The 22268-nt window shown below is 43.4% G+C and carries 21 protein-coding genes; 4 read left to right on the top strand and 17 right to left on the bottom strand.

Annotation, left to right across the window (positions count from 1 at the left end):
• Together NQZ91_10280 and NQZ91_10275 are read right to left on the bottom strand one after the other, a co-directional pair.
• Entirely contained in the window at positions 1-681 is a 681-nt protein-coding gene (locus NQZ91_10280; GenBank protein ID UUM57700.1) for an amino acid ABC transporter permease, read from the bottom strand.
• A gap of 127 nt (positions 682-808) precedes the next feature.
• A complete protein-coding gene (locus NQZ91_10275) occupies positions 809-1039 on the bottom strand; it encodes a DUF1797 family protein (protein ID UUM57699.1) in 231 nt (76 codons plus the stop codon).
• A gap of 222 nt (positions 1040-1261) precedes the next feature.
• Here NQZ91_10275 and NQZ91_10270 point away from each other — a divergent pair, with 222 nt between their 5' ends.
• Positions 1262-3514 carry an ATP-dependent Clp protease ATP-binding subunit gene (locus NQZ91_10270; protein ID UUM57698.1) on the top strand — a complete coding sequence of 751 codons (2253 nt, stop codon included), beginning with the start codon at positions 1262-1264 and terminating at the stop codon, positions 3512-3514.
• Positions 3515-3683: 169 nt separating this feature from the next.
• On the opposite strand, the gene NQZ91_10265 is transcribed toward NQZ91_10270, so the two are convergent.
• Complete coding sequence (locus tag NQZ91_10265) at positions 3684-4682, bottom strand: MBL fold metallo-hydrolase (protein UUM57697.1); 999 nt, start codon at positions 4680-4682, stop codon at positions 3684-3686.
• Positions 4683-4838: 156 nt separating this feature from the next.
• On the opposite strand from NQZ91_10265, the gene NQZ91_10260 reads away from it, so the two are divergent.
• Together NQZ91_10260 and NQZ91_10255 are read left to right on the top strand one after the other, a co-directional pair.
• Entirely contained in the window at positions 4839-5294 is a 456-nt protein-coding gene (locus NQZ91_10260) for an NUDIX hydrolase (protein UUM57696.1), read from the top strand.
• 62 nt (positions 5295-5356) lie between these two features.
• The gene (locus tag NQZ91_10255; protein UUM57695.1) at positions 5357-5665 is read left to right on the top strand and encodes a DUF1827 family protein; all 309 of its coding nucleotides are present in this window, start codon (positions 5357-5359) and stop codon (positions 5663-5665) included.
• Positions 5666-5729: 64 nt separating this feature from the next.
• Here NQZ91_10255 and ileS read toward each other — a convergent pair whose 3' ends face one another.
• The 12 genes from ileS to murD all read right to left on the bottom strand — a co-directional run bounded on the left by ileS (position 5730) and on the right by murD (position 18530).
• Positions 5730-8519, bottom strand: a complete 2790-nt coding sequence (ileS, locus tag NQZ91_10250) for an isoleucine--tRNA ligase (GenBank protein ID UUM57694.1) — start codon at positions 8517-8519, stop codon at positions 5730-5732.
• A complete protein-coding gene (locus tag NQZ91_10245) occupies positions 8516-8971 on the bottom strand; it encodes a GNAT family N-acetyltransferase (GenBank protein ID UUM57693.1) in 456 nt (151 codons plus the stop codon). Before NQZ91_10245 ends, ileS begins: the two co-directional genes overlap by 4 nt.
• A gap of 234 nt (positions 8972-9205) precedes the next feature.
• Complete coding sequence (locus tag NQZ91_10240; GenBank protein ID UUM57692.1) at positions 9206-9886, bottom strand: DivIVA domain-containing protein; 681 nt, start codon at positions 9884-9886, stop codon at positions 9206-9208.
• 8 nt (positions 9887-9894) lie between these two features.
• Positions 9895-10686, bottom strand: a complete 792-nt coding sequence (locus tag NQZ91_10235) for a YlmH/Sll1252 family protein (GenBank protein UUM57691.1) — start codon at positions 10684-10686, stop codon at positions 9895-9897.
• Positions 10683-10940: a YggT family protein gene (locus tag NQZ91_10230; GenBank protein ID UUM57690.1), complete on the bottom strand. Its 258-nt coding sequence runs from the start codon at positions 10938-10940 to the stop codon at positions 10683-10685. The genes NQZ91_10235 and NQZ91_10230 overlap by 4 nt, the downstream gene beginning before the upstream one ends.
• Before the next feature lie 6 nt (positions 10941-10946).
• On the bottom strand, positions 10947-11513 hold the full coding sequence (locus NQZ91_10225; protein UUM57689.1) for a cell division protein SepF: 567 nt from the start codon (positions 11511-11513) through the stop codon (positions 10947-10949).
• Between the two features lie 2 nt (positions 11514-11515).
• Positions 11516-12196 (bottom strand): YggS family pyridoxal phosphate-dependent enzyme, encoded by a 681-nt coding sequence (locus tag NQZ91_10220; GenBank protein UUM57688.1) that lies wholly within the window; start codon positions 12194-12196, stop codon positions 11516-11518.
• A 1-nt stretch (position 12197) separates the two neighbouring features.
• Entirely contained in the window at positions 12198-13448 is a 1251-nt protein-coding gene (ftsZ, locus tag NQZ91_10215; GenBank protein UUM57687.1) for a cell division protein FtsZ, read from the bottom strand.
• Between the two features lie 26 nt (positions 13449-13474).
• Entirely contained in the window at positions 13475-14851 is a 1377-nt protein-coding gene (ftsA, locus tag NQZ91_10210; protein UUM57686.1) for a cell division protein FtsA, read from the bottom strand.
• 151 nt (positions 14852-15002) lie between these two features.
• The gene (locus NQZ91_10205) at positions 15003-16106 is read right to left on the bottom strand and encodes an FtsQ-type POTRA domain-containing protein (GenBank protein UUM57685.1); all 1104 of its coding nucleotides are present in this window, start codon (positions 16104-16106) and stop codon (positions 15003-15005) included.
• A complete protein-coding gene (locus NQZ91_10200; GenBank protein UUM57684.1) occupies positions 16090-17178 on the bottom strand; it encodes a UDP-N-acetylglucosamine--N-acetylmuramyl-(pentapeptide) pyrophosphoryl-undecaprenol N-acetylglucosamine transferase in 1089 nt (362 codons plus the stop codon). The genes NQZ91_10205 and NQZ91_10200 overlap by 17 nt, the downstream gene beginning before the upstream one ends.
• Complete coding sequence (murD, locus tag NQZ91_10195; GenBank protein UUM57683.1) at positions 17175-18530, bottom strand: UDP-N-acetylmuramoyl-L-alanine--D-glutamate ligase; 1356 nt, start codon at positions 18528-18530, stop codon at positions 17175-17177. Before murD ends, NQZ91_10200 begins: the two co-directional genes overlap by 4 nt.
• Before the next feature lie 196 nt (positions 18531-18726).
• Here murD and NQZ91_10190 point away from each other — a divergent pair, with 196 nt between their 5' ends.
• On the top strand, positions 18727-19929 hold the full coding sequence (locus tag NQZ91_10190) for a mechanosensitive ion channel (GenBank protein ID UUM57682.1): 1203 nt from the start codon (positions 18727-18729) through the stop codon (positions 19927-19929).
• Between the two features lie 72 nt (positions 19930-20001).
• Here NQZ91_10190 and NQZ91_10185 read toward each other — a convergent pair whose 3' ends face one another.
• Both NQZ91_10185 and typA read right to left on the bottom strand, forming a co-directional pair.
• Positions 20002-20262, bottom strand: a complete 261-nt coding sequence (locus NQZ91_10185) for a DUF3165 family protein (GenBank protein UUM57681.1) — start codon at positions 20260-20262, stop codon at positions 20002-20004.
• Between the two features lie 20 nt (positions 20263-20282).
• Positions 20283-22130 carry a translational GTPase TypA gene (gene typA / locus NQZ91_10180; protein ID UUM57680.1) on the bottom strand — a complete coding sequence of 616 codons (1848 nt, stop codon included), beginning with the start codon at positions 22128-22130 and terminating at the stop codon, positions 20283-20285.
• Positions 22131-22268 lie beyond the last annotated feature (138 nt).

Here is a 22268-nt window from a genome sequence, read left to right as displayed (position 1 = left end):
TTAATGGCCTCCCTTGTTCATTTTCTTCTCAAAATGCTGGATGACAAGCGTCAGCAAGCTGGTCAAAATCAAGTAATAAAATGCTGCAAAAATCAGTGGCTCCAAAGGAATATAAGTCGTAGACGAAACCGTCGTTGCCCCATTCCAAAGCTCCATAACCCCAATCGTAGACAGGAGTGAGCTATCTTTGACAATGGTCACAAATTCATTTCCCAAAGCTGGAAGGATATTCTTAATGGCCTGTGGCATGATGACATAACGCATGGCCTGTTTTGGTCTAATCCCTAGAGAATAGGCCGCCTCCAGCTGCCCTTTAGGAACCGCGTTGATACCTGCCCGGACCACCTCTGACACATAGGCACCTGAGTTCATCGATAGGATAATAATACCTGGTAAAAGACGGGTCAAGTCAACAGACAAAATCCCCAACTGGAAGGTCGGTGCCGCAATGTGTGTCATGGTAAAACCAATCATAATCTGCACCACCATTGGCGTACCACGGAAAATCCATACATAGATATTGGCAAACCAAGCCAAGATTTTATACTTGCTCCGCTGGGCAAAGGCTAACAAGATACCGATGATGCTCCCGAAAAGCACGACAAAGCTGGCAATGATGAGAGTTACCAAGGCTCCATAATTAAAATAAGCAATATAATCATTCAAAAAAGAAAAATTCATTTCATCCACTACTCCATTTTTTCATATACTCACTACTATACCACGTCGTGAATAAATATGCAACATCCCTGTCTAAAATATTCATCATTTAAACTAAAAAGCACCCGAAGGTGCATTCTACTACTTATTAGTACAACAATTCGTAGATTTCCATTGCAATCAAGTCGATGCTGTCAAACGTATAGGTTTCACGAGCAGCAACATCACGCAAGGTATATACTGAACCATTTTCTTCATCGTAGCTGTAGGCAACTTCAGCAACGACAACACCTTCACGCTCAAAATTACGCTTGAGGGTACCACCATCACCCGCCATCGCTTCCAGACGATTGATGATTCTCACTAAGTGTGATTCCATAATCTTTCTCCTCTTCTTAGTATAGGTATATTTTACCACAAAGTAACTGAAAAGTCTCTTTTTTACACGTTTTTGTTGCATATACTCGCACATTTTTCTGCAAATAGACTAGCACATAGCAATTTCTTGATTTTTTCCTAAAACTTGTTATAATTAAATTATATTTGACCTTTATTGACCATTTGAGCAAAGGTCACATTTTTCAAAGAAAGAGGTAGAATTATGCTCTGCAAAAACTGTAACATCAATGACGCAACCATCCATCTCTACACCAACCTCAACGGCAAACAACAGCAGGTCGACCTCTGCCACAACTGCTACCAAATCATGAAGACTGACCCCAACAACGCCATTCTCCGTGGCCTAGGCGACTTCAACCCTAACAACATGGATCCCTTCAGTGAATTTTTCAATCATTTGGGAGGATACCCTGACAACACACCAGCTGGACGTGACCGCAACCAGACACCTCCGACCCAGTCTGGAGGAGGGAACCGAGGCGGCGGCCGCTCCAATCAGCCTGGCGGAGGTATCCCGCAAGCACCGCAACAGCCAAACGGCCTCTTGGAAGAATTTGGTATTAACGTGACCGAGATTGCTCGTCGTGGAGATATTGACCCGGTTATCGGACGCGACCAAGAAATCACTCGCGTAATTGAGATTCTCAACCGCCGGACCAAGAACAACCCCGTCCTCATCGGTGAGCCCGGTGTTGGTAAAACGGCCGTTGTCGAAGGTCTGGCCCAGAAAATCGTAGACGGAGATGTCCCACATAAACTCCAAAATAAGGAAGTTATCCGCCTAGACGTTGTTAGCTTAGTGCAAGGAACAGGTATCCGTGGACAATTTGAAGAACGCATGCAAAAACTAATGGAGGAAATTCGCAACCGTAAGGAAGTCATCCTCTTTATCGACGAAATCCATGAAATTGTCGGAGCAGGTTCTGCTGGCGACGGCAACATGGATGCCGGCAACATTCTCAAACCAGCTCTTGCCCGTGGCGAAATGCAACTGGTCGGAGCAACCACCCTCAATGAATATCGTATTATCGAGAAGGACGCCGCCTTGGAACGCCGCATGCAACCTGTCAAGGTTGAGGAGCCAAGCGTCGAAGAGACCATTACCATTCTCAAGGGCATCCAGGCTAAGTACCAGGACTACCACCACGTTAAGTATTCAGATCAGGCTATTGAAGCTGCAGCTGTCCTTTCCAACCGCTACATCCAGGACCGATTCCTGCCTGACAAGGCCATTGACCTCTTGGATGAGGCGGGTTCCAAGATGAACCTGACTCTCAATTTCATTGATCCGAAAGAGATTGACCAACGCCTGATCGATGCTGAAAATCGCAAAGCCCAGGCTACTCGTGATGAAGACTACGAAAAAGCTGCTTACTTCCGCGACCAGATTGCTAAATACAAGGAAATGCAGCAGGCGACTATCAGTGAAGAGGACATTCCACTCATTACTGAGAAGGAAATTGAGGCCATTATCGAGCAGAAAACCAATATTCCTGTCGGCGATTTGAAGGAGAAAGAACAATCTCAACTCATCAACCTAGCTAGCGACCTCAAGGCTCATGTGATTGGCCAAGACGATGCCGTGGATAAGATTGCCAAGGCCATTCGTCGCAATCGCGTCGGATTGGGTGCGCCCAACCGTCCAATCGGTTCCTTCCTTTTCGTTGGTCCAACCGGTGTCGGTAAGACCGAGCTTTCTAAACAGCTGGCCATCGAGCTCTTCGGCTCAGCTGATAGTATGATTCGCTTTGATATGTCTGAGTACATGGAAAAACACGCCGTTGCCAAATTGGTCGGTGCCCCTCCAGGCTATGTCGGCTATGAAGAGGCCGGGCAATTGACTGAGAAAGTGCGCCGCAATCCCTACTCGCTCATTCTCCTGGATGAGGTAGAAAAGGCCCATCCAGATGTCATGCACATGTTCTTGCAGGTCCTGGATGACGGTCGCTTGACAGACGGGCAAGGTCGGACTGTTTCCTTCAAAGATACTATCATTATCATGACCTCCAATGCCGGTACTGGCAAGGTTGAGGCCTCTGTCGGTTTCGGTGCTGCTATGGAAGGGCGGGCTCAATCAGTCCTCGGTCAGCTTGGTAACTTCTTCAGCCCAGAATTTATGAACCGTTTCGACGGTATCATCGAATTCCAGCCGCTTAGTAAGGATAATCTGCTTGAAATTGTCAGCCTCATGCTGGAAGATGTCAACAAGCGCTTGTTTGCCAACGGCATCAGCCTCCATGTGACAGACAAGGTCAAGGAAAAATTGGTCGACCTGGGCTATGATCCAAAAATGGGTGCCCGTCCGCTCCGACGAACCATTCAAGACCAGATTGAAGATGCTATCACGGACTTCTATCTGGAAAATCCAACGGAGAAAAATCTTCGCGCTGTCATGTCCAGCAAGGGAGACATTCAGATTAAGGCGCAAACCGTCGCCAAAGTCAAAGAAGTCTAAAGGGATACTCAGTCTAGTTTCATCTATAAAAAGAAAACAGAGCCTGTTTCAAACGAACAGGTTCTGTTTTTGAAAGAGAAAAAACTAAATCATCGCGAACATCGAGATGATCGCAAGAGCGCCTATTTGCAACCAATCATCCTTGCCCGCCCTATAACTGATGAAGAAATCAATCAACAGGAGTGATGTTGGAACGCAATTTGACAAACTGTGCAACGCCATCTTCTATAGTCATAGTTAGATGTTCCGTATGCACCAAATAATCTAGGTGGGCCATGGTCTCACCGCTAGCAAACCATTTCTGAGCCTTTGGAAAGGCCTCCCAACTATCAGCCTTAATGCGCCAACTAATCCGTGCCGATACATCCCTGACAGTGACCTTTTCACCCTCCGAAATGCTATCTAAAATTTCCTGTAAACGTTCAAAATGATGGGTTTCTAAAACTCCAATCCGCTCCAAATGATTTTCAATAGGCTTACGATGGCCAGGCAAGATTAAACGCAGCGGTGTTCGTCTTAATTTATCCAGGGTTGCTAGATAGGTTCCTAGGATATTGGGATAATCCCATCCCCAAAAGGTAATATTAGGAGTAATCGGATCCAGAACCGTATCTCCTCCAATTAAGAGCTGTTTCTGACGGTCCAATAAACCGATGTGCCCTGGTGTATGGCCTTGGAGATTGATAATTTCAAATTTAAAGCCTCCAACCTTGAAATACTTGCCAATCTCAAGAATATCAAAAGGGACCTGACTAGGTAGATGAAACTTGAAACCAGGGTTGTCCTCCACAGCCATCTCATCCCTGGAGATACCATATAGCTGACGATAATCATTCATCCTGTCCCAATAAGGACCCGTTGCCATCTCATTCATCAAAATCCCATCCACATGACCAGCATAAATTTTAGCGCCAGCCTGATAAAACCTTGTCGCTAGCCCTGTGTGATCAGCATGAAGATGGGTCAAAACCAGGTCAACATCCTTCATTTCCAATCCTAATTCAGCCAATCCTGCTAACATAGCTTCAAAAGATTCTGGATGATTGTAGCCCGTGTCAATCAGGACCGACCTTTCCGGACTTTTTATCACGTAAACATGGATTTCTCTCAATGGACTATTGGGCAATACAATGGGAAAAGTATAAATATTTGGATAGATTTCCTTCATGAGCCCCTCCTTTTGTAATCGTTTTCCATAATCTAAGTATAGCACATTATAGAGCCTGGAAATTATTACACTTAATAACATCTTCCATAAGGAAAAATAATGAAAAAATGGTATAATGTTAACAATTCAAGCTCTTAAACATCAAGCGAGGAAAATATGGAACAGATTGCAGTATTTGGAGAAAAACAAGTAGGAGTCGACTATCAATTACGCCAGGGAGTCTATGCTGTTATTCCAAATGAAGAAAATGATAAGATTATCCTGGTTCAAGCACCAAATGGCGCCTGGTTTTTACCGGGTGGAGAAATTGAAAAAGGCGAAAACCACCTCATTGCCCTGGAAAGAGAATTGATGGAAGAACTGGGATTTACAGCTGAAATTGGGCATTATTATGGCCAGGCGGATGAATATTTTTATTCCAGCCACCGAGATACCCACTTCCACAACCCTGCCTACATCTACCAGGTTAAGAGCTATCATCAAATCGGACAACCACTAGAAGATTTTAATCATCTTGCCTGGTTTCCCATCCAAGAAGCCCTTGAAAAATTAAAACGAGGTAGCCATAAATGGGGCGTGCAACAATGGATTTTAGATCAAAAAACACTATAAAAGACTAGTCAAATCTTGCTGATAGTGCTATAATGAAGCCATAGAGTTAGAGGAGGTTTTGCATGAAAATTATAAATACAACCAATAGCCATAGCCAGTTGGTTCAAAATCAACTTGCCAATACGGATGCATTTTTGGTAGAGACTTATTCTGCGGGAAATACTGATGTTATCTTCACTCAGGCTCCCCGCCACTACGAACTCCTCATCAGCAATAAATACCGCTCTGTCCAACAGTCAGAAATTGAAAAAATCCGTGATTTTTTCCTTCATCGCAAGATTGATGAACGGAAGATAAACAAAGCAGCCATCCGCACAATCCACACAGATAAATTGATTGAGATGTCCTTCCCAATCGTCAGCGAAATCTAAGAAACCAGAACGGTTTCTTTTTTTAGACGAAAAAGCCTATCTTTCGATAGACTTTGTCATATCATTATGCCTCAAATCCAGTTGCTACTGCTTCAGCAAAGTTTTCTTCTACAACACTTGCACAGTGGTCACAGATTGTCGCTCCATAACTGCGCTCTGCAACACTAGTATCAATGCGTCGACAACGATCACACACTTCACCTGCTGCACGTTCTACTGCAAAGGCAACTTCATCCACCACAAGTGCACTTTCAGGAGCTGCTTCCGTGGTTACTGTCAAGTTTGAAACGATGAGCAACTGAGCAAGGTCTGCATTCAAGCTCTCCAAGAAGGACTGGGTTTCAACTGAGACATAGGCAGTCAAATGAGCTTCAAGTGACTTACCAATCACTTTAGCATTACGTGCTTCTTCCAAGGCTTTTTGAGCTTTTGTACGGAAGACCATAAAGTTTTCCCAGTCAACCAAAAGCTGCGCTTCATTAGCAAAGGTTTCCACCTCTGGCATTTCCGCCAATTGTACAAATTCTTCTGCTTCGTGTTCCAAGTATGACCAGATTTCTTCTGCCGTATGTGGCAAGATCGGAGTCAAGAGCTTGGTAATTTTGACCAAGATGTCATAGAAAACTGTCTGCATCTGACGACGAGAAAGTGATTTAGCACCATCAATGTAGACGACATCTTTGGCAAAATCGAGGTAAAAGGCTGACAAATCAAGTGTTACAAAGTTTACTACAGATTTGTAAATAGCCATGAAATCATAATTGTCGTAGGCTTCACGAATTTGAGCTACCAATTTGTTGAATTTCACCAAGAGATACTGGTCAACAGAACGAAGCTCTTCGTATGCCACCGCATCACTTGCAGGATTGAAATCAGAAGTGTTGGCAATCAAGAAGCGAAGGGTATTACGGATTTTACGGTAGGTTTCAGAAACCTGTCCAAGAATATCCATAGACACACGTACGTCGTTTGAAGTATCAACGGATGTCACCCACAGACGCAAGATTTCTGCACCAAATTGTTTTTCAACATCACTTGGAAGGATGGTATTCCCCAATGATTTAGACATCTTCATGCCTTTACCATCAAGGACAAAGCCCTGTGACAAGATAGCTTTGTATGGGGCATGACCATTTACGGCTACAGAGGTGATCAAGGATGAGTTAAACCAACCACGGTATTGGTCAGAACCTTCTAGGTAGAGGTCTGCTGGGTAGGCAAGGTTTTCACGGGCATTCATAACGCCATTCCAAGATGAACCTGAGTCAAACCATACGTCCATGATGTCTGTTTCTTTGGTAAATTCGCCATTTGGTGAACCTGGATGGGTGAAGCCTGCTGGCAAGAGGTCTTTTGCTTCTGATTTCCACCAGATAATAGAACCATGCTCTTCAAAAAGGGCAGCAACGTGGTCTGTCACTTCCTTGGTCATAATGGCTGTACCATCTTCTGCATAGAAGATTGGAAGCGGCACACCCCAAGCACGCTGACGTGAGATGACCCAGTCACCACGGTCACGGATCATGTTGTAAAGACGTGTTTTACCCCAAGATGGATTGAAAGTTGTTGCTTCGATTTGGTCCAAGATTTCCTGACGGAATTTGGAAACAGAGGCAAACCACTGTGGCACTGCACGCCAGATGATTGGTTTCTTGGTTCTCCAGTCAAATGGGTAGGAGTGATTGATCACTTCACTAGCAAGGAGCAAGTCACCCAATTTTTCCTTAACAGTTGGCACAACCTTATCATAGAATTGACCTTCAAAATCAGGACCCGCAGCTTCATTCATCAAGCCACGTTCGTTGACAGTTACAGCAACTTCCAAGCCATATTTGACACCGACATTGTAGTCGTCTTCACCAAATCCTGGAGCCGTATGGACGATTCCAGTACCTGAGTCTGTGGTAACATGGTCACCCAAGATGACCAATTCATCCACTTCTCTATCCCATGGGTGTTCGGTCACGATATATTCAAATTCAGCACCCTTGTGTTTTGAAATCACTTCGAAGGATTCCCAACCAAATTTAACTGCCAAGCTATCAACCAAGGCTTCTGCCAAGACATACTTACGCTCAGAACCAGCTGGTTGAACCAAGACATAGTCAATGTCTGCTCCCATTGTCAAACCGCGAGATGCCGTTACTGTAAATGGAGTCGTTGTCCAGACAACGATGTAGCTATCTGTATCCAAGAGTCCCTTGCCATCTTTGACCTTGTTAGCATAGTAAAGAGATGTTGAGTCAATGTCATGGTATTCGATTTCAGCTTCTGCAAGGGCAGATTCAGATGACCATGACCAGTAGACAGGCTTGGCACCACGGTAAATATAACCCTTGTCTGCCATAGCACCGAAGACACGGATTTGAGCTGCTTCATAGTCTTTAGTCAAGGTGATGTATGGATTTTCCCAGTCTGCAGAAACACCCAAGCGTTTAAAGTCATCCCGTTGTTTGTCAACCTGGCTAAGAGCGTAGTCACGGCACATTTCAAGATATTCAACCAGGTCCATTTCCTTGCGTTTGACACCTTGTTTTGCCAAGACTTGCTCAATAGGAAGGCCGTGTGTATCCCAACCTGGTACAAATGGTGCACGGAAGCCTGACATGGACTTAGAACGAACGATGATGTCTTTCGAAATCTTGTTCAGGGCATGTCCAACGTGGATATTTCCATTTGCGTATGGAGGTCCATCATGCAAGTGGAAGGCTGGCTTGCCTGCGTTAAGTTCTTGACGACGAGCATACAAGTTTGCTTCATCCCAAGCCTTTTGCCATTCTGGTTCACGTGTTGGTAAGCCTGCACGCATTGGAAAGGCTGTTTGACCTAGATTAAGTGTTTCTTTTAATTTCATTTTATCTCCTTATTTAGTTGATATTCCATTTTTATTTCATGTCCAGTCATTCCAGCTGACTGGAAACCGAGTTTTTCTAAGATGTACCGCATTTTATGATTGCCGATGACATAGCTAGTGACTAGCTGGTGGCAAGAAAATGTTTGCCTAGCTAGGACCATTACCTGTCGAATAACCTCCTGGCCGTAGCCCTTGTTTTGATAGGATTTATCAATCAGCAAGCGCCAGAGCAAGACCGTTTGCCTGTCCTTATCTACCGAAAGGAGGACAAAACCGACAATCCTTTTGCCAAGACGAACAGCCAGGGGATAGAGCCTCTCTTCCTCTCGATAAAGCCAGGCTTGAGCAAGCGAATACTCCACCGGAGCCACTTTACGCTTGTCTTCCTCTGCCAGACTTAAATCTAGCACGGCATCAAAATTTTCTTTCGTTACTTCTTCTAATCGTATCATAAGCATCAAAAAAACTCCCGCCAATAAGGACGAAAGTTCGTGGTACCACCTTAGTTTAGACAGAGTTTCCCCTATCCCTCTACGTTCGTAACGTGAACAGACGTTTTCCCCTACTTGAGTTCAAGGAAAAATACGCAAAATGATAACTCCTATTGAGTGAGTACAAGTCTTCCACCGTCACCTGCTCGCTAAACCTATCAATATTCGTTGTGTTTTTGCTTCATCAGTATGTAATTAGTCTGCTGATTGTTCCAATTCAGCTTCAATAGCAGCTGCCTGGCGATTGAGTTCAGCAATTTCTTCAGCTGTAAGCTGGCGAGTATAATCAAGGTTTAACTCTTCCAACTCCACATCTTCATCAATCGCTTTAACCAGGACCTCACGGAAAGCTTCGTCACTTGTCTGCAAATAAGACGCCGTTGGTTGGAGAATTTCTTCCCACTCAGCGTTATTTACAAGGGCAAGCTGGCTTTCCAAAGTAGAGCGAAGACGTTGATGGAAAACACGTGTCTTGTTCTTCAACTCCTCAGTCTCTACTGCAACCTTCTTAGCATTGTCTGTCGCCAAACGAAGGATTTCATTTGCCTTCTCTTTGGCTTCGTTGAGAAGATTGTGCGCATCATATTCAGCCTGTTGCTTAATATTAAAGGCACGCTCTTCCGCTGCTGCTTTTACACGATCAGCTGTATCCTGGGCAATCAAGACAGATTGGCTCAACGATTCCTTCATCTGATCGAAGTAAGTGAGGCGTTCGCGCAAGGCTTTCAATTCTGCTTCGTGTTCTTGCTTCAGACGAACCAATTCCTCATAATCTCTGGTGACAATGTCCAAAAACTCATCAACTTCATCAGCATTATAGCCTCTGAATTTTGTCCCAAAGGTCTTATCTTTTAATTCAAGTGTTGTTAAGGCCATATTTCCCCCTATACTTTTGTCACTTCTATTTCTATTTTAAATTTCCCCTGCTTGGATGTTCCGAGCAGGTCTACCAATCGGAATCTTCCGAAGCCACGCACACTAACCAATTGACCTATTTCAAGAGTTTTTGAAACCTGACTAATTTCAGCATAGTCAACCTTGACCTTGTTTGACTCAATTAGCTTCACAACTGCTGAACGAGATAGTTGAAAAGCAGCAGCTACTAATTTATCCAATCGCAAACTGGAGGCCAGAATGACCCTCTTGTCAACCTGGATATGGTGCTCCAAGCTCACTGATTCAGTTGTCCGCATCTTCCATTTTACAGGAACCTTTGCAATCCTTTCAACATCCATTAAGAGAATGGTACTAAATTTTTCATCAATAAACAGGAGAATTTCCTGATCATTGATAAAAATATCTCCCAGAAATTTCCGCTGAATACCCAAACGATTTAAGAGTGTTCCTAAAATCTGCGAATGACTAAGCTGATGAAACTTTCTGTTAAAATCAACTTCTAAAATCGAAATTTCATAGTCAGCAAACTCTGGCAATTGATCGCTTGTTGAAATAATGAGCCTGCTATATTCCGTCGGAAGATGATGCCCACTCGAATGAGCAAAGAGATTAAACTTCCCGGCAATTGCTTCAGTAATCATGACCTGTCTTGGATTAAGAAAATCTGTCAACCTGTCGATGGAAGTCCTATCTACAAATTGACACATTTCATAAATCCGCTCAACAAAATCTTGCTCCGACTTTTGATAGTGTTGCAGGATGACTTGCCTATCCTTCATAAAATTACCAATCCTATTAGAATTCTCGATAAGATTTGAAGAGACAGATAGGCCACCAAGATAGTGAAATCGAATCCACCAAATTGTAGGTTCAATCTTCTGAACGGTATCAAAATGGGCTCAACAAGCCATCTGATTAGTTGACCAATCCTAGATTGGACAAGAGCTGGAAACCAAGTCATGAGAGCATAAATCAATAAAATGCTTGCATAGACATCAATAGCCTTTAGCAGGATTTGTACTAGTAACCACATGATGTCTTACCGCTTCATATCGAAATCGAACTGCCCGTCCAAATGTTGGCCAGAGTTCACATTTCTCAACTCATCAATATTTACCCGAACATTAACCGGGGTCAATAGCCACATAGAATTGGAAACCTTTTTAAGATTTCCGGCCAAGACTGACCGAGCCCCATCCAGATAATCCAAACATCTCCTAGCTTGCTGCTCTGTCATAAATTGGAAATCAATTAAAATACTTGCATTTTCTAACAATAGATTCACAATCTCAGGTGCATCTTCGTATCGCTTAGGAAACTTAATGTCGATGGTTGTCTTCTTCTCTCTCTCAGGACCATTGATCGCGAGCAATTCTTGCTGCCGTTCATTCAACCGTTGAATATTGGCAACGGATTCCGAAGAATGACTCCCAGTTCCTCTTCTTTTTTCCAATGGTAAAGCCTGCTCTCTTGTAACTTCTTTCTTAGCAACTTGCAATTTGGGCTGTTCATTGGGCATTTGATGGCCGGTTGAATCTTCTAATTCAGCACTATCATCCACTTCAAAGTAGGTGAAAAAATTTTTAAATGTATCTCTGAATGCCACTTTTACTCTCCCTTACTAAAAAATGCTGTCCCAATGCGAACAAAAGTCGAGCCCGCCTCAATTGCTTCCTTGAAATCTCCACTCATTCCCATACTTAATTCCGTAAAAGGCATATTAGGGAGATTCAAATTTGCTAATCTTTCTCTGATTGCGTTTGTTTGATGAAAAATTTGACTGAGCTGTTCTTTATCAGCATTGATAGGTGCCATGGTCATGAGACCCACCAATCTTACCTTATCTAACCTAGCCAATTCAACCAATGCCGGTTCAATCTCTTCCTCGTAAAAACCATGTTTTGATTCTTCTTTAGAAACATTGACCTGTAAAAAGCAATTGATTGGTTTCTTTGCCCGTTTTTGAATTTCCTCTGCTAACTTAAGAGAGTCTAAGGCATGGAAGTAATCAACAAAATTGATAACATCCTTGACTTTTCTTCTTTGCAGGGTTCCAATCAGATGCCAGCTTACTGCCTGGTCTTGCAGGGCATGGTACTTATCGAGAAACTTGTCCACCCGATTTTCCCCAATATCTGTCACACCAGCTTCAATCAATTCTCTAGTAATAGAGCTGTCAACATACTTTGTGACAGCTATTACCTTTACCGATTCTAATGGGCGACCAGCTTCCAAACAGGCTTGTTCAACTGCTTGGCCCACCCTTGCAACGTTTTCTTTTATGGTCATACTAGCGATTTCTGAAGAATGGTGGAGTGTCTAACTCATCTTCATCTTCTTCAACTGTAAATTTCTCAACCGAAATACTAGGACGTGCTTCAAGCTCAGAAGATTTCAACAAATTCTCGCGACGTAAATCCCATTCACCAAATGCTGAAGCTTTTGGAACTTCTGCTTGTTGAACAGAAGAAGGAGTTGGTGCCGGTGTTGAGGTGTAGTCAAAGCGAGCCGCAGAACGGGCTGCAGAAACGACCTCAGGACGGTGATGTTTGGTTGTACCTGATGGCGATGTTTTAGCAGAAGGTCCATCCTGACGAACACCTGTCGCAACAACGGTTACGCGGATTTCATCTTTCATCGATTCATCGATTGATGTACCCAACCAAATGTTTACACCTTGACCGGCTGCCTGATGAACGATTTCTGAAGCTTCTTCTGCTTCTGTCAAGGTCATATCGTAACCACCGGTCACATTAACAATGACATCGTCAGCACCATCGATAGTTGTTTCCAATAATGGTGAATAAATCGCCTTGCGAGCCGCCTCAATGACACGGTCCTCACCAGTACCGATACCGATACCCATAAGGGCATTGCCTTTATTTTCCATCACAGTCTTCACATCCGCAAAGTCCAAGTTGATCAAACCTGGGTTAGTGATGAGGTCTGTGATCCCTTGAACACCTTGACGAAGGACATTGTCTGCTTCACTCAAGGCTTCCAAAAGCGGAGTTTTCTTATCAACAATCTCAAGGAGGTTGTTGTTTGAAATAATCAAGAGAGTATCTACTTGCTCACGCAGACCATCAATACCTTCGATAGCAAAGTTACCACGCTTGTTTCCTTCGAAACCAAATGGGCGAGTTACAACTGCTACAGTAAGGGCACCCAACTCTTTGGCGATACGGGCGATAACTGGTGCAGCACCTGTACCAGAGCCTCCACCCATACCAGCTGTAATAAAGACCATATCTGCACCTGAAAGAACTTCTTTCAGAGTTTCTTCGCTTTCCTCAGCAGCCTTACGACCAACTTCAGGTTGACCTCCAGCACCAAGACCACGAGTTAACTTAGGTCCCAATTGGATGACTGTTTCAGCTTTTGAACTGCTCAAAGCTTGAACATCTGTGTTAGCCGCAATAAATTCTACGCCAGCTACACCTTCTTCAATCATGCGGTTGATAGCATTTCCGCCGCCACCGCCGACACCAATAACTTTAATTACAGCACCAGTATTTGCCGTTTCAAATGAAATTGTCATAGATTATTTACCTTTTCCTTCATTCATTATTCAAACATACTTCCAAAGAGACCACGGATACGATCGGTCAACTTAACTTTTGGTTCCTCGTTTTGACCATATTCTTCTTGTCCGTATGGTTTTACGGTCGTATCATATACCGGTTCATCAGCGATTTCATCTTCAAAATCTCTTACAGGCTGTTGAACTTGAACTCGACTTGTTGGTTGAATATCAACTGGTTTGATACGTAGCTGAGCCTCACCGTTTACAGCATATTGTGCAATTTTTTCCACTTCACTCAGGTGACCGACATACTCAACTAGGCTAATCACATGTGCGAAGGATGGATTACGGATACCAATTTGATTTGGTACGAAGATTTTTGTCGTTACACCAAAAACTTCTTCTGCTAATTCTTCAACACCTGGAAGAATTGCTCCACCACCGACAAGAACGATCCCGCCTGGTAATTCCAATGCTCGTGTTCTTTCCAAATCTTGTTTGATTTTATTGAAAATCTGGCGAAGACGAGCAGCAATCACTTCTGACAAGTACAATTCTGTTACTTCAACAGGCTTGCTTTCTCCAATCACTTCAACAGTGAATGTTTCTTTTTCAGTTGCATCTGCTGGATAAGCGATACCGTAGTTGTATTTAAGATTTTCAGCAATACTTTGAGATGTAGTAAGGACTTTAGAGATATCCTTGGTGATGTAGTCGCCACCTTCTTGGTAGATATTCGTGTATTGGAGCTCTTGGCCACGCATAACTGCAACAGTTGTCTGACCACCACCGAGGTCAATCACCGTAGCACCAAATTCACGTTCCCCTTCATTGAGAACGGACCTTGTTAGGGCCAGAGGAGAAATCACAACATGTTCAACTTGGATTCCAGCTCTCTCAACGGTTTTACGTAGATTGTGCAAAATAGTTCTTGGACCTGTGTAGAGCATACCCCGCATCTCTAGACGGATTCCCATCATTCCACGGGGATCTTTGATTCCCTGGAAGCCATCCACCACAAATTCCTCTGGAATAAAGGAAATCACTTCTCTCTCTGGTGTGATGCTCTTGGTCAAGGCTGATTTAACAACATTTTCAACGTCCAAGTCTGTAATTTCTTGGGAATCTGTTGTGACTGGAATCATCCCTTGAGTAGGCTCGATTTGCAAAAGGTTTGCTGGCAAACCGACGTTTACCTTATCGATGCGAATCCCAGATTTTTCTTCAGCCTGTTCTAAGGCCTTTTTAATTGCTGCGGCTGCAACATCAATGTTAACGATAATCCCGTCCTTGACCCCAGCACTCTTAACGTTACTTACTCCAATAACGTTCATTTCATTATCAATATATTCCGCAACCAAGACTTTAACGGAGCTTGTACCAATATCTAATCCCGTGAAAAAGCCGTTTCTAGCCATTCTGTCAGTCCTCTCTTACTTTCATCTCATTTTAAAAAAGCATCCATTTTTTAGATAAATAGAATTATTCATCCTTAATTATACCATATAACATTCTAAAATGGCTATTTTTCATGCTTATTTCTAAAAGATTTTTTCTCATTTCCTTGCTTTATAAAGCATAACTGTAAACTCCAACTTCCATATCTATCATACTCGGCAAAATGAGCTGGCGAGCAATTTTTGGATAGTAGGGAAGCTTGATATCTAGCTCTGAAACTGGCACCAGGACGACGTTGCCATCAGCCATGGTCAAGGTCAACAAATCCTTGGTTGCTTTAGTAGGTGTCAAATCGATAGTCAGGATATTGGCGCGAATATTCTCATCAATTTCAGCTAGCTGTAAAGCCATTTTTTTCAACAATTCCCTGTCAGTTGTGTGAACCATTGTTGCATTCAGAGGCATATTTTCTTCCTCAGTAGGAACCTCTGAAACCTCGCCACTAGATAAGATGGAGTAAAATTGATTATTCTCTGTGATAAAACCAAGCTCTTTATATTCTTCTAATTCTAGCAAAAAGCGATTAGGCAGCTGGAATTGAACAGATACGTCCTTGATTAGATTACTTCTGTTGACGATATTCTTGGTGTAGGATTTTCGGTTGAGAAGGACAGATAGGACATAGTCCTTTTCATGGATATTACTGTACTCTTTTACCAATTCTTCCGAAATATGCTCATTTCCTTTTACCTGAATATCTTTCAATTTACCAAAAGGGCTAATCAGATAGGCAGAAGAGAGAATGATGAGGAGCCCAGCTAAATAAAGCGGAATAGATTTAAGGAGGGCATCCTTAGGAATTCTAGCTTCTGTTTTCTTACTCTTTTCTCCTGCTTTTTTTCGTCCAAATGGAAAGAAAGACCTTTTTGAAACAGGTGTTACCTCAGTCTCTGTCTGGTCTTCTGCCTGCTTGATTTCCTCTTCCTGGATTTGTTGGTGCTCTTTGAACTTTTCCTTCCAGTTCCTGAAAAATTCGCTGGCTTCATCTGGATCCAAGTCTTCCAATGCTATAGGTTCAGCATCGGTCTCTCCATCCTCAAAAGAACTTTCCTCATCGCCTTCTACATGCGAATGTTCATCAGCTCGCTCTATATCACTTTGCTCTTCTGAAAAGGACTCAGATTCTACCTCCTGGTCTTCAGTTTCCTCCATCTCTTGGACCTCTACAAGTTTTTCGTTTTCATCAGAAATCAGTTGTTCATCTTTGTGGCCCATTGGCACCTCCACCCTCAATATCTGACATCAAAATAGCATAGAAACTATCTACCGACTGGATTTCATTGGAGTTTTCCATTTGTGTGACAAATTGGTCTTTATTGGTCAACAAATAACCCACTTCATCAAAAAGTGACTCCAGCGTCAAAAATTCTTCATCCAATTTTCGTGAATAGCCCTTATTGACCGCATAATTGGCATTCTCAATCTGGTCTCCTCGACTGGCCTTTAATCCAAGCGGGACAATCAGATGCAGCTTTTTCATGGCAATCAACTCAAAGAGGGTATTGGAGCCACCACGGGTCACTACCACATCCGCCAAATCCATCAAGGGCTGATAGAGCTCCGTCACATAGTCCACACGATAGAGGTGCTGTTCCAGACTGTTGAGACTGCTATCTCCAGTCAGATTGATAATGTTAAATCGCTCGGTCAAGGCCGATTTATGCTGACTAATCAGGTCATTAAAAACCTTGGCACCGCCCGAACCACCAACAAAAAGTAAAGTTGGCAGCTCTTTATCAAACTGTTTCAGAATTTCCGGCAGTTGAATAGGGGTGACTTTCTTCTTGGTCTGACCTACCTTGGTCACTGCCCCCACATGTTTAACCTTTGTCAGTGACAGTGGTTGCTCAAAAGTGCTATACATGGTTGTAGCGAATTTATAGGCAATGCGATTGGCCAGTCCCATAGACAGATCTGATTCGTGAATGTAAACTGGCACTCCGAGAGCCTTGGCAGCAATGACAGGCGGAACGGATACAAAACCACCTTTTGAAAAGAGGGCTTGAGGACGGATTTTGCCAATAATCACTAAGGATTGGATAATCCCCCAGGCAACCTTAAAGACGTCCAGCATATTCTGCCAGCTAAAGTAACGGCGCAGTTTACCTGTGGCAATGGAATGGAAGGTCACGTCCAGACCAGACTGGCTAATCTGTTCATGCTCAATCCCTTTTTCATCTCCAATATAGTGAACTTCCCAGCCTTCTTCCAAAAAACGCGGGATTAGGAGGAGGTTGAGAGTCACATGACCGACTGTTCCCCCACCCGTAAATACGATTTTTTTCATTTGTTTTTCAACTCCTCAAAGGTGTCGAGGAAAACATCCCCTCGAACTTCAAAATTGGCATACATATCCCAGCTTGCATTGGCAGGACTAAGGAGAACGACGTCTCCTGCTTGAGCCAATTCAAAGGCCTTGCGAGTGGCATCAGCAATATCTGTCGCTGAAATGGTATCCACTCCCGCTTTGTCTGCAGCCCGCTGGACTCTCTCAGCAGATTGACCGAGAATCACTATCTGTTTCAATCCAACTAAATCTGGCACCAAGTCATCAAATTCATTGCCACGATCCAAACCACCGGCAATCAAAATGACCTTGCTATTGTCAAAACCTGATAGAGCTTTTTGGGTAGCTAATATATTAGTAGATTTACTGTCATTGTAGAAGGAAATATCGTTGATCGTTCCTACAAATTGCAAGCGATGTTTGACACCACCAAAGGCAGCCAAACTTTCCTGGATAGACTGATTCGCCACACCCAGTAACTTGGCAACCGCAATCGTCGCCAGGGCATTTTCAACATTGTGCGAGCCGGGAACACCAATCTGATCAGCATCCATGATATATTCACCCTTGAAATACAGCTTGCCTTCTGCCAAATAAGCCCCATCTACCACCTCTAGCGTAGAAAAAGGCACCACTGTCGCTAAAGTCTGAGCAGCCAAATCCTTGGCTTCCTGCTGATTAAAATTCAGCACAATAAAATCGTCAGCCGTCATCTGACGCTGAATCATCCATTTTGCAGCAACATAGGCATCAAAGGTCCCATGGTAATCAATATGGCTGGCAATCAAGTTGGTAATCACAGCAATGTGTGGTCGGAAGGACTCCGTCCCCATAAGCTGGAAGGAAGACAATTCCATGACCAAGGTGTCCTCTTCTGTCGCTGTTTGAGCCACTGATGAGGCTGGATAACCGATATTCCCACACAGTTTAGCAGATGTATCGCCAGCATTGAGAACTTCCGCAATCATGGTCGTAGTCGTAGTCTTGCCATTTGAACCTGTGATACCCACTATCGGCGCTTCTGAAATCAAATAGGCCAGCTCCACCTCTGTCCAAACTGGAATCCCTTTTTTCAAGGCCTTCTCTACCATAGGATTTTGATAATGAATACCTGGATTTTTCACCATGAGGGCAAATTCTTCATCCAATAATTCTAGGGGGTGGCTGCCACAGATGACACGAATCCCCTCTTCCAGGAGAGATTGAGCTGTGGGATTATCCTCAAACGGCTTGCCGTCATTGACTGTAACAATGGCACCGAGCTGGTGGAGCAAGCGAGCTGCCGACTCGCCTGACTTAGCCAGTCCCAGAACCAGGACCTTTTTATTTTTGACACTATCAATTTGTTTCATCTTACAATTCCTATCTCTCAACTTTCTAACACTTTATTTTACCTTGAAAGCCCGGCTTTTTCAAGCCATAGCAACAAGCTAACGCCTCCTATACTACCTTTTATCCCACAAAAAGCAGACTGTAAAGCGTTTTCTTTGCACCCTACCTATAAAAATGTTAGACTAAAATAGAAATATATTTTTAAGGAGTATCTATATGTCTAATATTTTCGATACACTCTTCCTGCCCTTGGTTTCGGCCTTGCCAGGAGTTGTCCGCATGATCGTTCTCTTGATCATTGCCTTTGTCCTTGCAGGTCTCCTGCGTAAATTAACCCTGGCTGGTTTGAACAAGATTCAATTTGCTCAAAAATTGCAAAAATGGGGTATCCTCAAGCCGGAAGATAATGGACAGGCCATCATTAAAAACCTCGGTCAACTGGTTTATTTCTTGGTCATTCTCTTCTTCCTGCCTTCTATCCTTTCGGGCTTGAATATCAGCAGTACTGTTGACCCGATTTCGAGCATGTTCCAAAAATTCTTTGCCTTTATTCCTAATTTGATTGCAGCTGGATTGATTCTCTTTGTAGGAACCTTCTTCTGTAACTTCATTAAGGGTCTTCTGAAAGCCTTCTTGGAGCGTCTGGAAATTGACAAATGGTACACCAAGGTTACTGGCCAAGAAAAATTGCCATTTGACACTAAACAACTCATCACTGTCTTAGCAACAGTCGTTTACGTTCTTATCTTCATTCCAATCTTGACCTTGGCCTTGGAAACTCTGGGTATCACCAGCATTTCTCAACCAATCGTCACCATTCTCAACCAGGTCATTGGCTTCCTTCCAAATATCCTGGTAGCCCTTGTCCTAGTCGCTCTTGGTAGCTTCATTGCCAAGCTCTTGGGCAACCTCTTGGAAAATCTTCTTGAAACTGCTGGTATCAATGCCTACTCTAAGTATTTGACAAACAAAGAAGATGCCAACTTCCAACTTTCCTCTATCCTGGCTCAATTGGTTCGTGGCATCATTATTGTATTCTTCTTTGTTCAAGCTATCCAAGTTCTTAACCTGCAAGTCTTTAACGCTGTTGGTACATCCATTCTTGCCTACCTTCCGTCCCTGATTAGTGCCATTGCCATTCTTGTTTTGGCAGTCATTGGTGGCAACATTCTATCTGGTTTCTTGAGCAAGGTGACCAACAATGCCTTCCTAGCTGGCCTTGTCCGCTATGGCCTCATTGTCTTTGCAGCCTTCATGGCTCTTGACCAATTGAAATTCGCACAGAATATCGTTCAATCGACCTTCACGATTGTTCTGGGAGCCTTGGCTGTTGCCTTTGCCCTGGCCTTCGGTCTCGGTGGTCGTGACTTCGCAGCCAAACAATTGGAAAAATTAGAAAAGAAAATTGATAAAGAATAATATCTTAGCTCGACAGTAAGTCGGGCTTTTAATATAACAAAAAAGCAGGACTCTTTCCAATCCTGCTTCTTCTTATTTTCTCACTGTTTTTCGACTCGGTTTATCTAAATAATAGATGTCTCTCATGGCCCATAGGCCGATGAAGATGACGATAAATCCTACCCAAATATCTGAAGATACCTGCAAGATTTTTAGGAAGGCTAGCATTAAAAAGATGAAGAGGGCTACAACGGCAACAACTGCTACCATGAGGTTGATAGTCCCTCGTACATTATTGGGGGCTAAAAAGATATAAAAGAGCACCAATAATATTGCTAGTATCAGATAAAACATGACCATCCCCTTTGAGATTTCTATTCTTCAGTTGCTAATTTTTTCTTCTTGGCAGCCTTATCACGTTCTGCCTTATTGAGAACTTGCTTACGCAAACGGATAGATTCTGGTGTTACTTCCATGTACTCATCGTCATTCAAGAATTCAAGAGATTCTTCAAGGGTCAAGATACGTGGTGTCTTAATTACAGACGTTTGGTCTTTGGTAGCTGAACGAACGTTTGTCATCTGTTTAGCGGTCGTGATGTTAACTGTCAAGTCATTTTCACGAGAGTTTTCACCGATAATCATTCCCTCGTATACTTCCGTACCTGGATTGACAAAGATGGTACCACGTTCTTCGATACGCATGATAGAGTAAGTCGTTGCCTTACCTTGGTCGATAGAGACAAGGGCGCCACGGTGACGACCACCGATCTCACCTTGAACAACAGGCAGGTATTGGTCGAAAGTATGGTTCATAATACCGTAACCACGAGTCATAGAAAGGAATTCTGTTGAATAACCAATCAAACCACGCGCAGGTACAAGGAAAACAAGACGAGTTTGGCCATTACCTGTTGAAACCATATCCAACATATCACCCTTACGCTCAGAAAGGGATTGGATAACAGAACCTTGGTATTCTTCAGGAGTATCGATTTGCACGCGCTCAAATGGCTCCATTTTCACGCCGTCGATTTCTTTGATGATAACTTCTGGACGTGATACTTGAAGCTCATAGCCTTCCCGACGCATGGTTTCAATCAAGATAGACAAGTGCAATTCACCACGACCTGAAACAGTCCATTTATCTGGTGAATTGGTTGGATCTACACGAAGAGATACGTCTGTCTGCAATTCAGCCAAGAGACGCTCTTCAATCTTACGTGAAGTTACCCATTTCCCTTCACGACCCGCAAATGGTGAGTTGTTCACCAAGAAAGTCATTTGAAGGGTTGGCTCGTCAATGCGCAATACTGGCAAGGCCTCAACCGCATCAGTAGGAGTTACCGTCTCACCAACGAAGATGTCTTCCATACCAGAAACGGCAATCAAGTCACCCGCTTTAGCTTCTTGGATTTCTTTACGCTCAAGGCCGAAGAAACCAAAGAGTTTTGTAACGCGGAAGTTTTTGGTCGTACCATCTAGTTTAGAAAGGGTAACTTGGTCACCAACTTTTACCGTACCACGGAAGACACGGCCGATACCGATACGACCAACGAAGTCGTTATAATCCAAGAGCGAAACCTGGAACTGAAGTGGCTCGTCTGAGTTATCAACTGGAGCTGGAATGTGCTCGATGATGGTATCGAATATTGGTGCCATTGTTTCTTCTTGGTCAGCTGGATTGTCTGACAGAGAAGATGTTCCGTTGATAGCAGATGCGTAAACAACTGGGAATTCCAACTGGTCATCATCCGCACCAAGCTCGATGAAGAGCTCAAGCACTTCGTCCACTACTTCTTCTGGACGAGCAGATGGTTTGTCAATCTTGTTGACAACGACGATTGGTGTCAAGTTTTGCTCAAGGGCCTTTTTCAATACGAAACGAGTCTGCGGCATAGTACCTTCGTAAGCATCCACGACAAGGACAACACCGTCAACCATTTTCATGATCCGCTCAACCTCACCACCGAAGTCCGCGTGTCCTGGCGTATCCATGATGTTGATACGAGTTCCATTGTAAGCTACAGCTGTATTTTTGGCAAGGATGGTGATACCACGCTCTTTTTCGATGTCGTTTGAGTCCATGGCACGCTCATCCAATTGCGTACGCTCATCAAGAGTTTGTGATTGCTTCAAGAGCTCATCAACGAGGGTTGTTTTTCCGTGGTCAACGTGGGCAATAATGGCTACGTTACGGATGTCTTCTCTAAGTTTTGTCATAATATCCTCTAAATCATTTAATGTAACTAAAAAAGTATATCATAGATTGACTGAAAAATCACAGATAATCGCATTGTAAATGTTTTCAGTCTGTTTGATAAACAAGAAAGAAAAGAGATTGAAAATCAATCTCTTCTT

Origin of the sequence: Streptococcus suis (assembly GCA_024583055.1) — a bacterium.
Classification (GTDB): Bacteria; Bacillota; Bacilli; order Lactobacillales; family Streptococcaceae; genus Streptococcus; species Streptococcus suis_V.
Note: the sequence above shows the minus strand (reverse complement) of the source record. Positions and strands in the feature narration are given on the sequence as shown.

Coding starts and splice junctions, on each gene's coding strand:
- ftsA (UUM57686.1), bottom strand. CDS start 14,851: ATGGCTAGAAACGGCTTTTTCACGGGATTAGATATTGGTACAAGCTCC.
- NQZ91_10280 (UUM57700.1), bottom strand. CDS start 681: ATGAATTTTTCTTTTTTGAATGATTATATTGCTTATTTTAATTATGGA.
- NQZ91_10240 (UUM57692.1), bottom strand. CDS start 9,886: ATGGCCTTAACAACACTTGAATTAAAAGATAAGACCTTTGGGACAAAA.
- NQZ91_10265 (UUM57697.1), bottom strand. CDS start 4,682: ATGAAGGAAATCTATCCAAATATTTATACTTTTCCCATTGTATTGCCC.
- NQZ91_10235 (UUM57691.1), bottom strand. CDS start 10,686: ATGAAGGATAGGCAAGTCATCCTGCAACACTATCAAAAGTCGGAGCAA.
- murD (UUM57683.1), bottom strand. CDS start 18,530: ATGAAACAAATTGATAGTGTCAAAAATAAAAAGGTCCTGGTTCTGGGA.
- NQZ91_10205 (UUM57685.1), bottom strand. CDS start 16,106: ATGGGCCACAAAGATGAACAACTGATTTCTGATGAAAACGAAAAACTT.
- NQZ91_10255 (UUM57695.1), top strand. CDS start 5,357: ATGAAAATTATAAATACAACCAATAGCCATAGCCAGTTGGTTCAAAAT.
- ileS (UUM57694.1), bottom strand. CDS start 8,519: ATGAAATTAAAAGAAACACTTAATCTAGGTCAAACAGCCTTTCCAATG.
- NQZ91_10260 (UUM57696.1), top strand. CDS start 4,839: ATGGAACAGATTGCAGTATTTGGAGAAAAACAAGTAGGAGTCGACTAT.
- NQZ91_10245 (UUM57693.1), bottom strand. CDS start 8,971: ATGATACGATTAGAAGAAGTAACGAAAGAAAATTTTGATGCCGTGCTA.
- NQZ91_10190 (UUM57682.1), top strand. CDS start 18,727: ATGTCTAATATTTTCGATACACTCTTCCTGCCCTTGGTTTCGGCCTTG.
- NQZ91_10230 (UUM57690.1), bottom strand. CDS start 10,940: ATGTGGTTACTAGTACAAATCCTGCTAAAGGCTATTGATGTCTATGCA.
- ftsZ (UUM57687.1), bottom strand. CDS start 13,448: ATGACAATTTCATTTGAAACGGCAAATACTGGTGCTGTAATTAAAGTT.
- typA (UUM57680.1), bottom strand. CDS start 22,130: ATGACAAAACTTAGAGAAGACATCCGTAACGTAGCCATTATTGCCCAC.
- NQZ91_10220 (UUM57688.1), bottom strand. CDS start 12,196: ATGACCATAAAAGAAAACGTTGCAAGGGTGGGCCAAGCAGTTGAACAA.
- NQZ91_10275 (UUM57699.1), bottom strand. CDS start 1,039: ATGGAATCACACTTAGTGAGAATCATCAATCGTCTGGAAGCGATGGCG.
- NQZ91_10200 (UUM57684.1), bottom strand. CDS start 17,178: ATGAAAAAAATCGTATTTACGGGTGGGGGAACAGTCGGTCATGTGACT.
- NQZ91_10270 (UUM57698.1), top strand. CDS start 1,262: ATGCTCTGCAAAAACTGTAACATCAATGACGCAACCATCCATCTCTAC.
- NQZ91_10185 (UUM57681.1), bottom strand. CDS start 20,262: ATGTTTTATCTGATACTAGCAATATTATTGGTGCTCTTTTATATCTTT.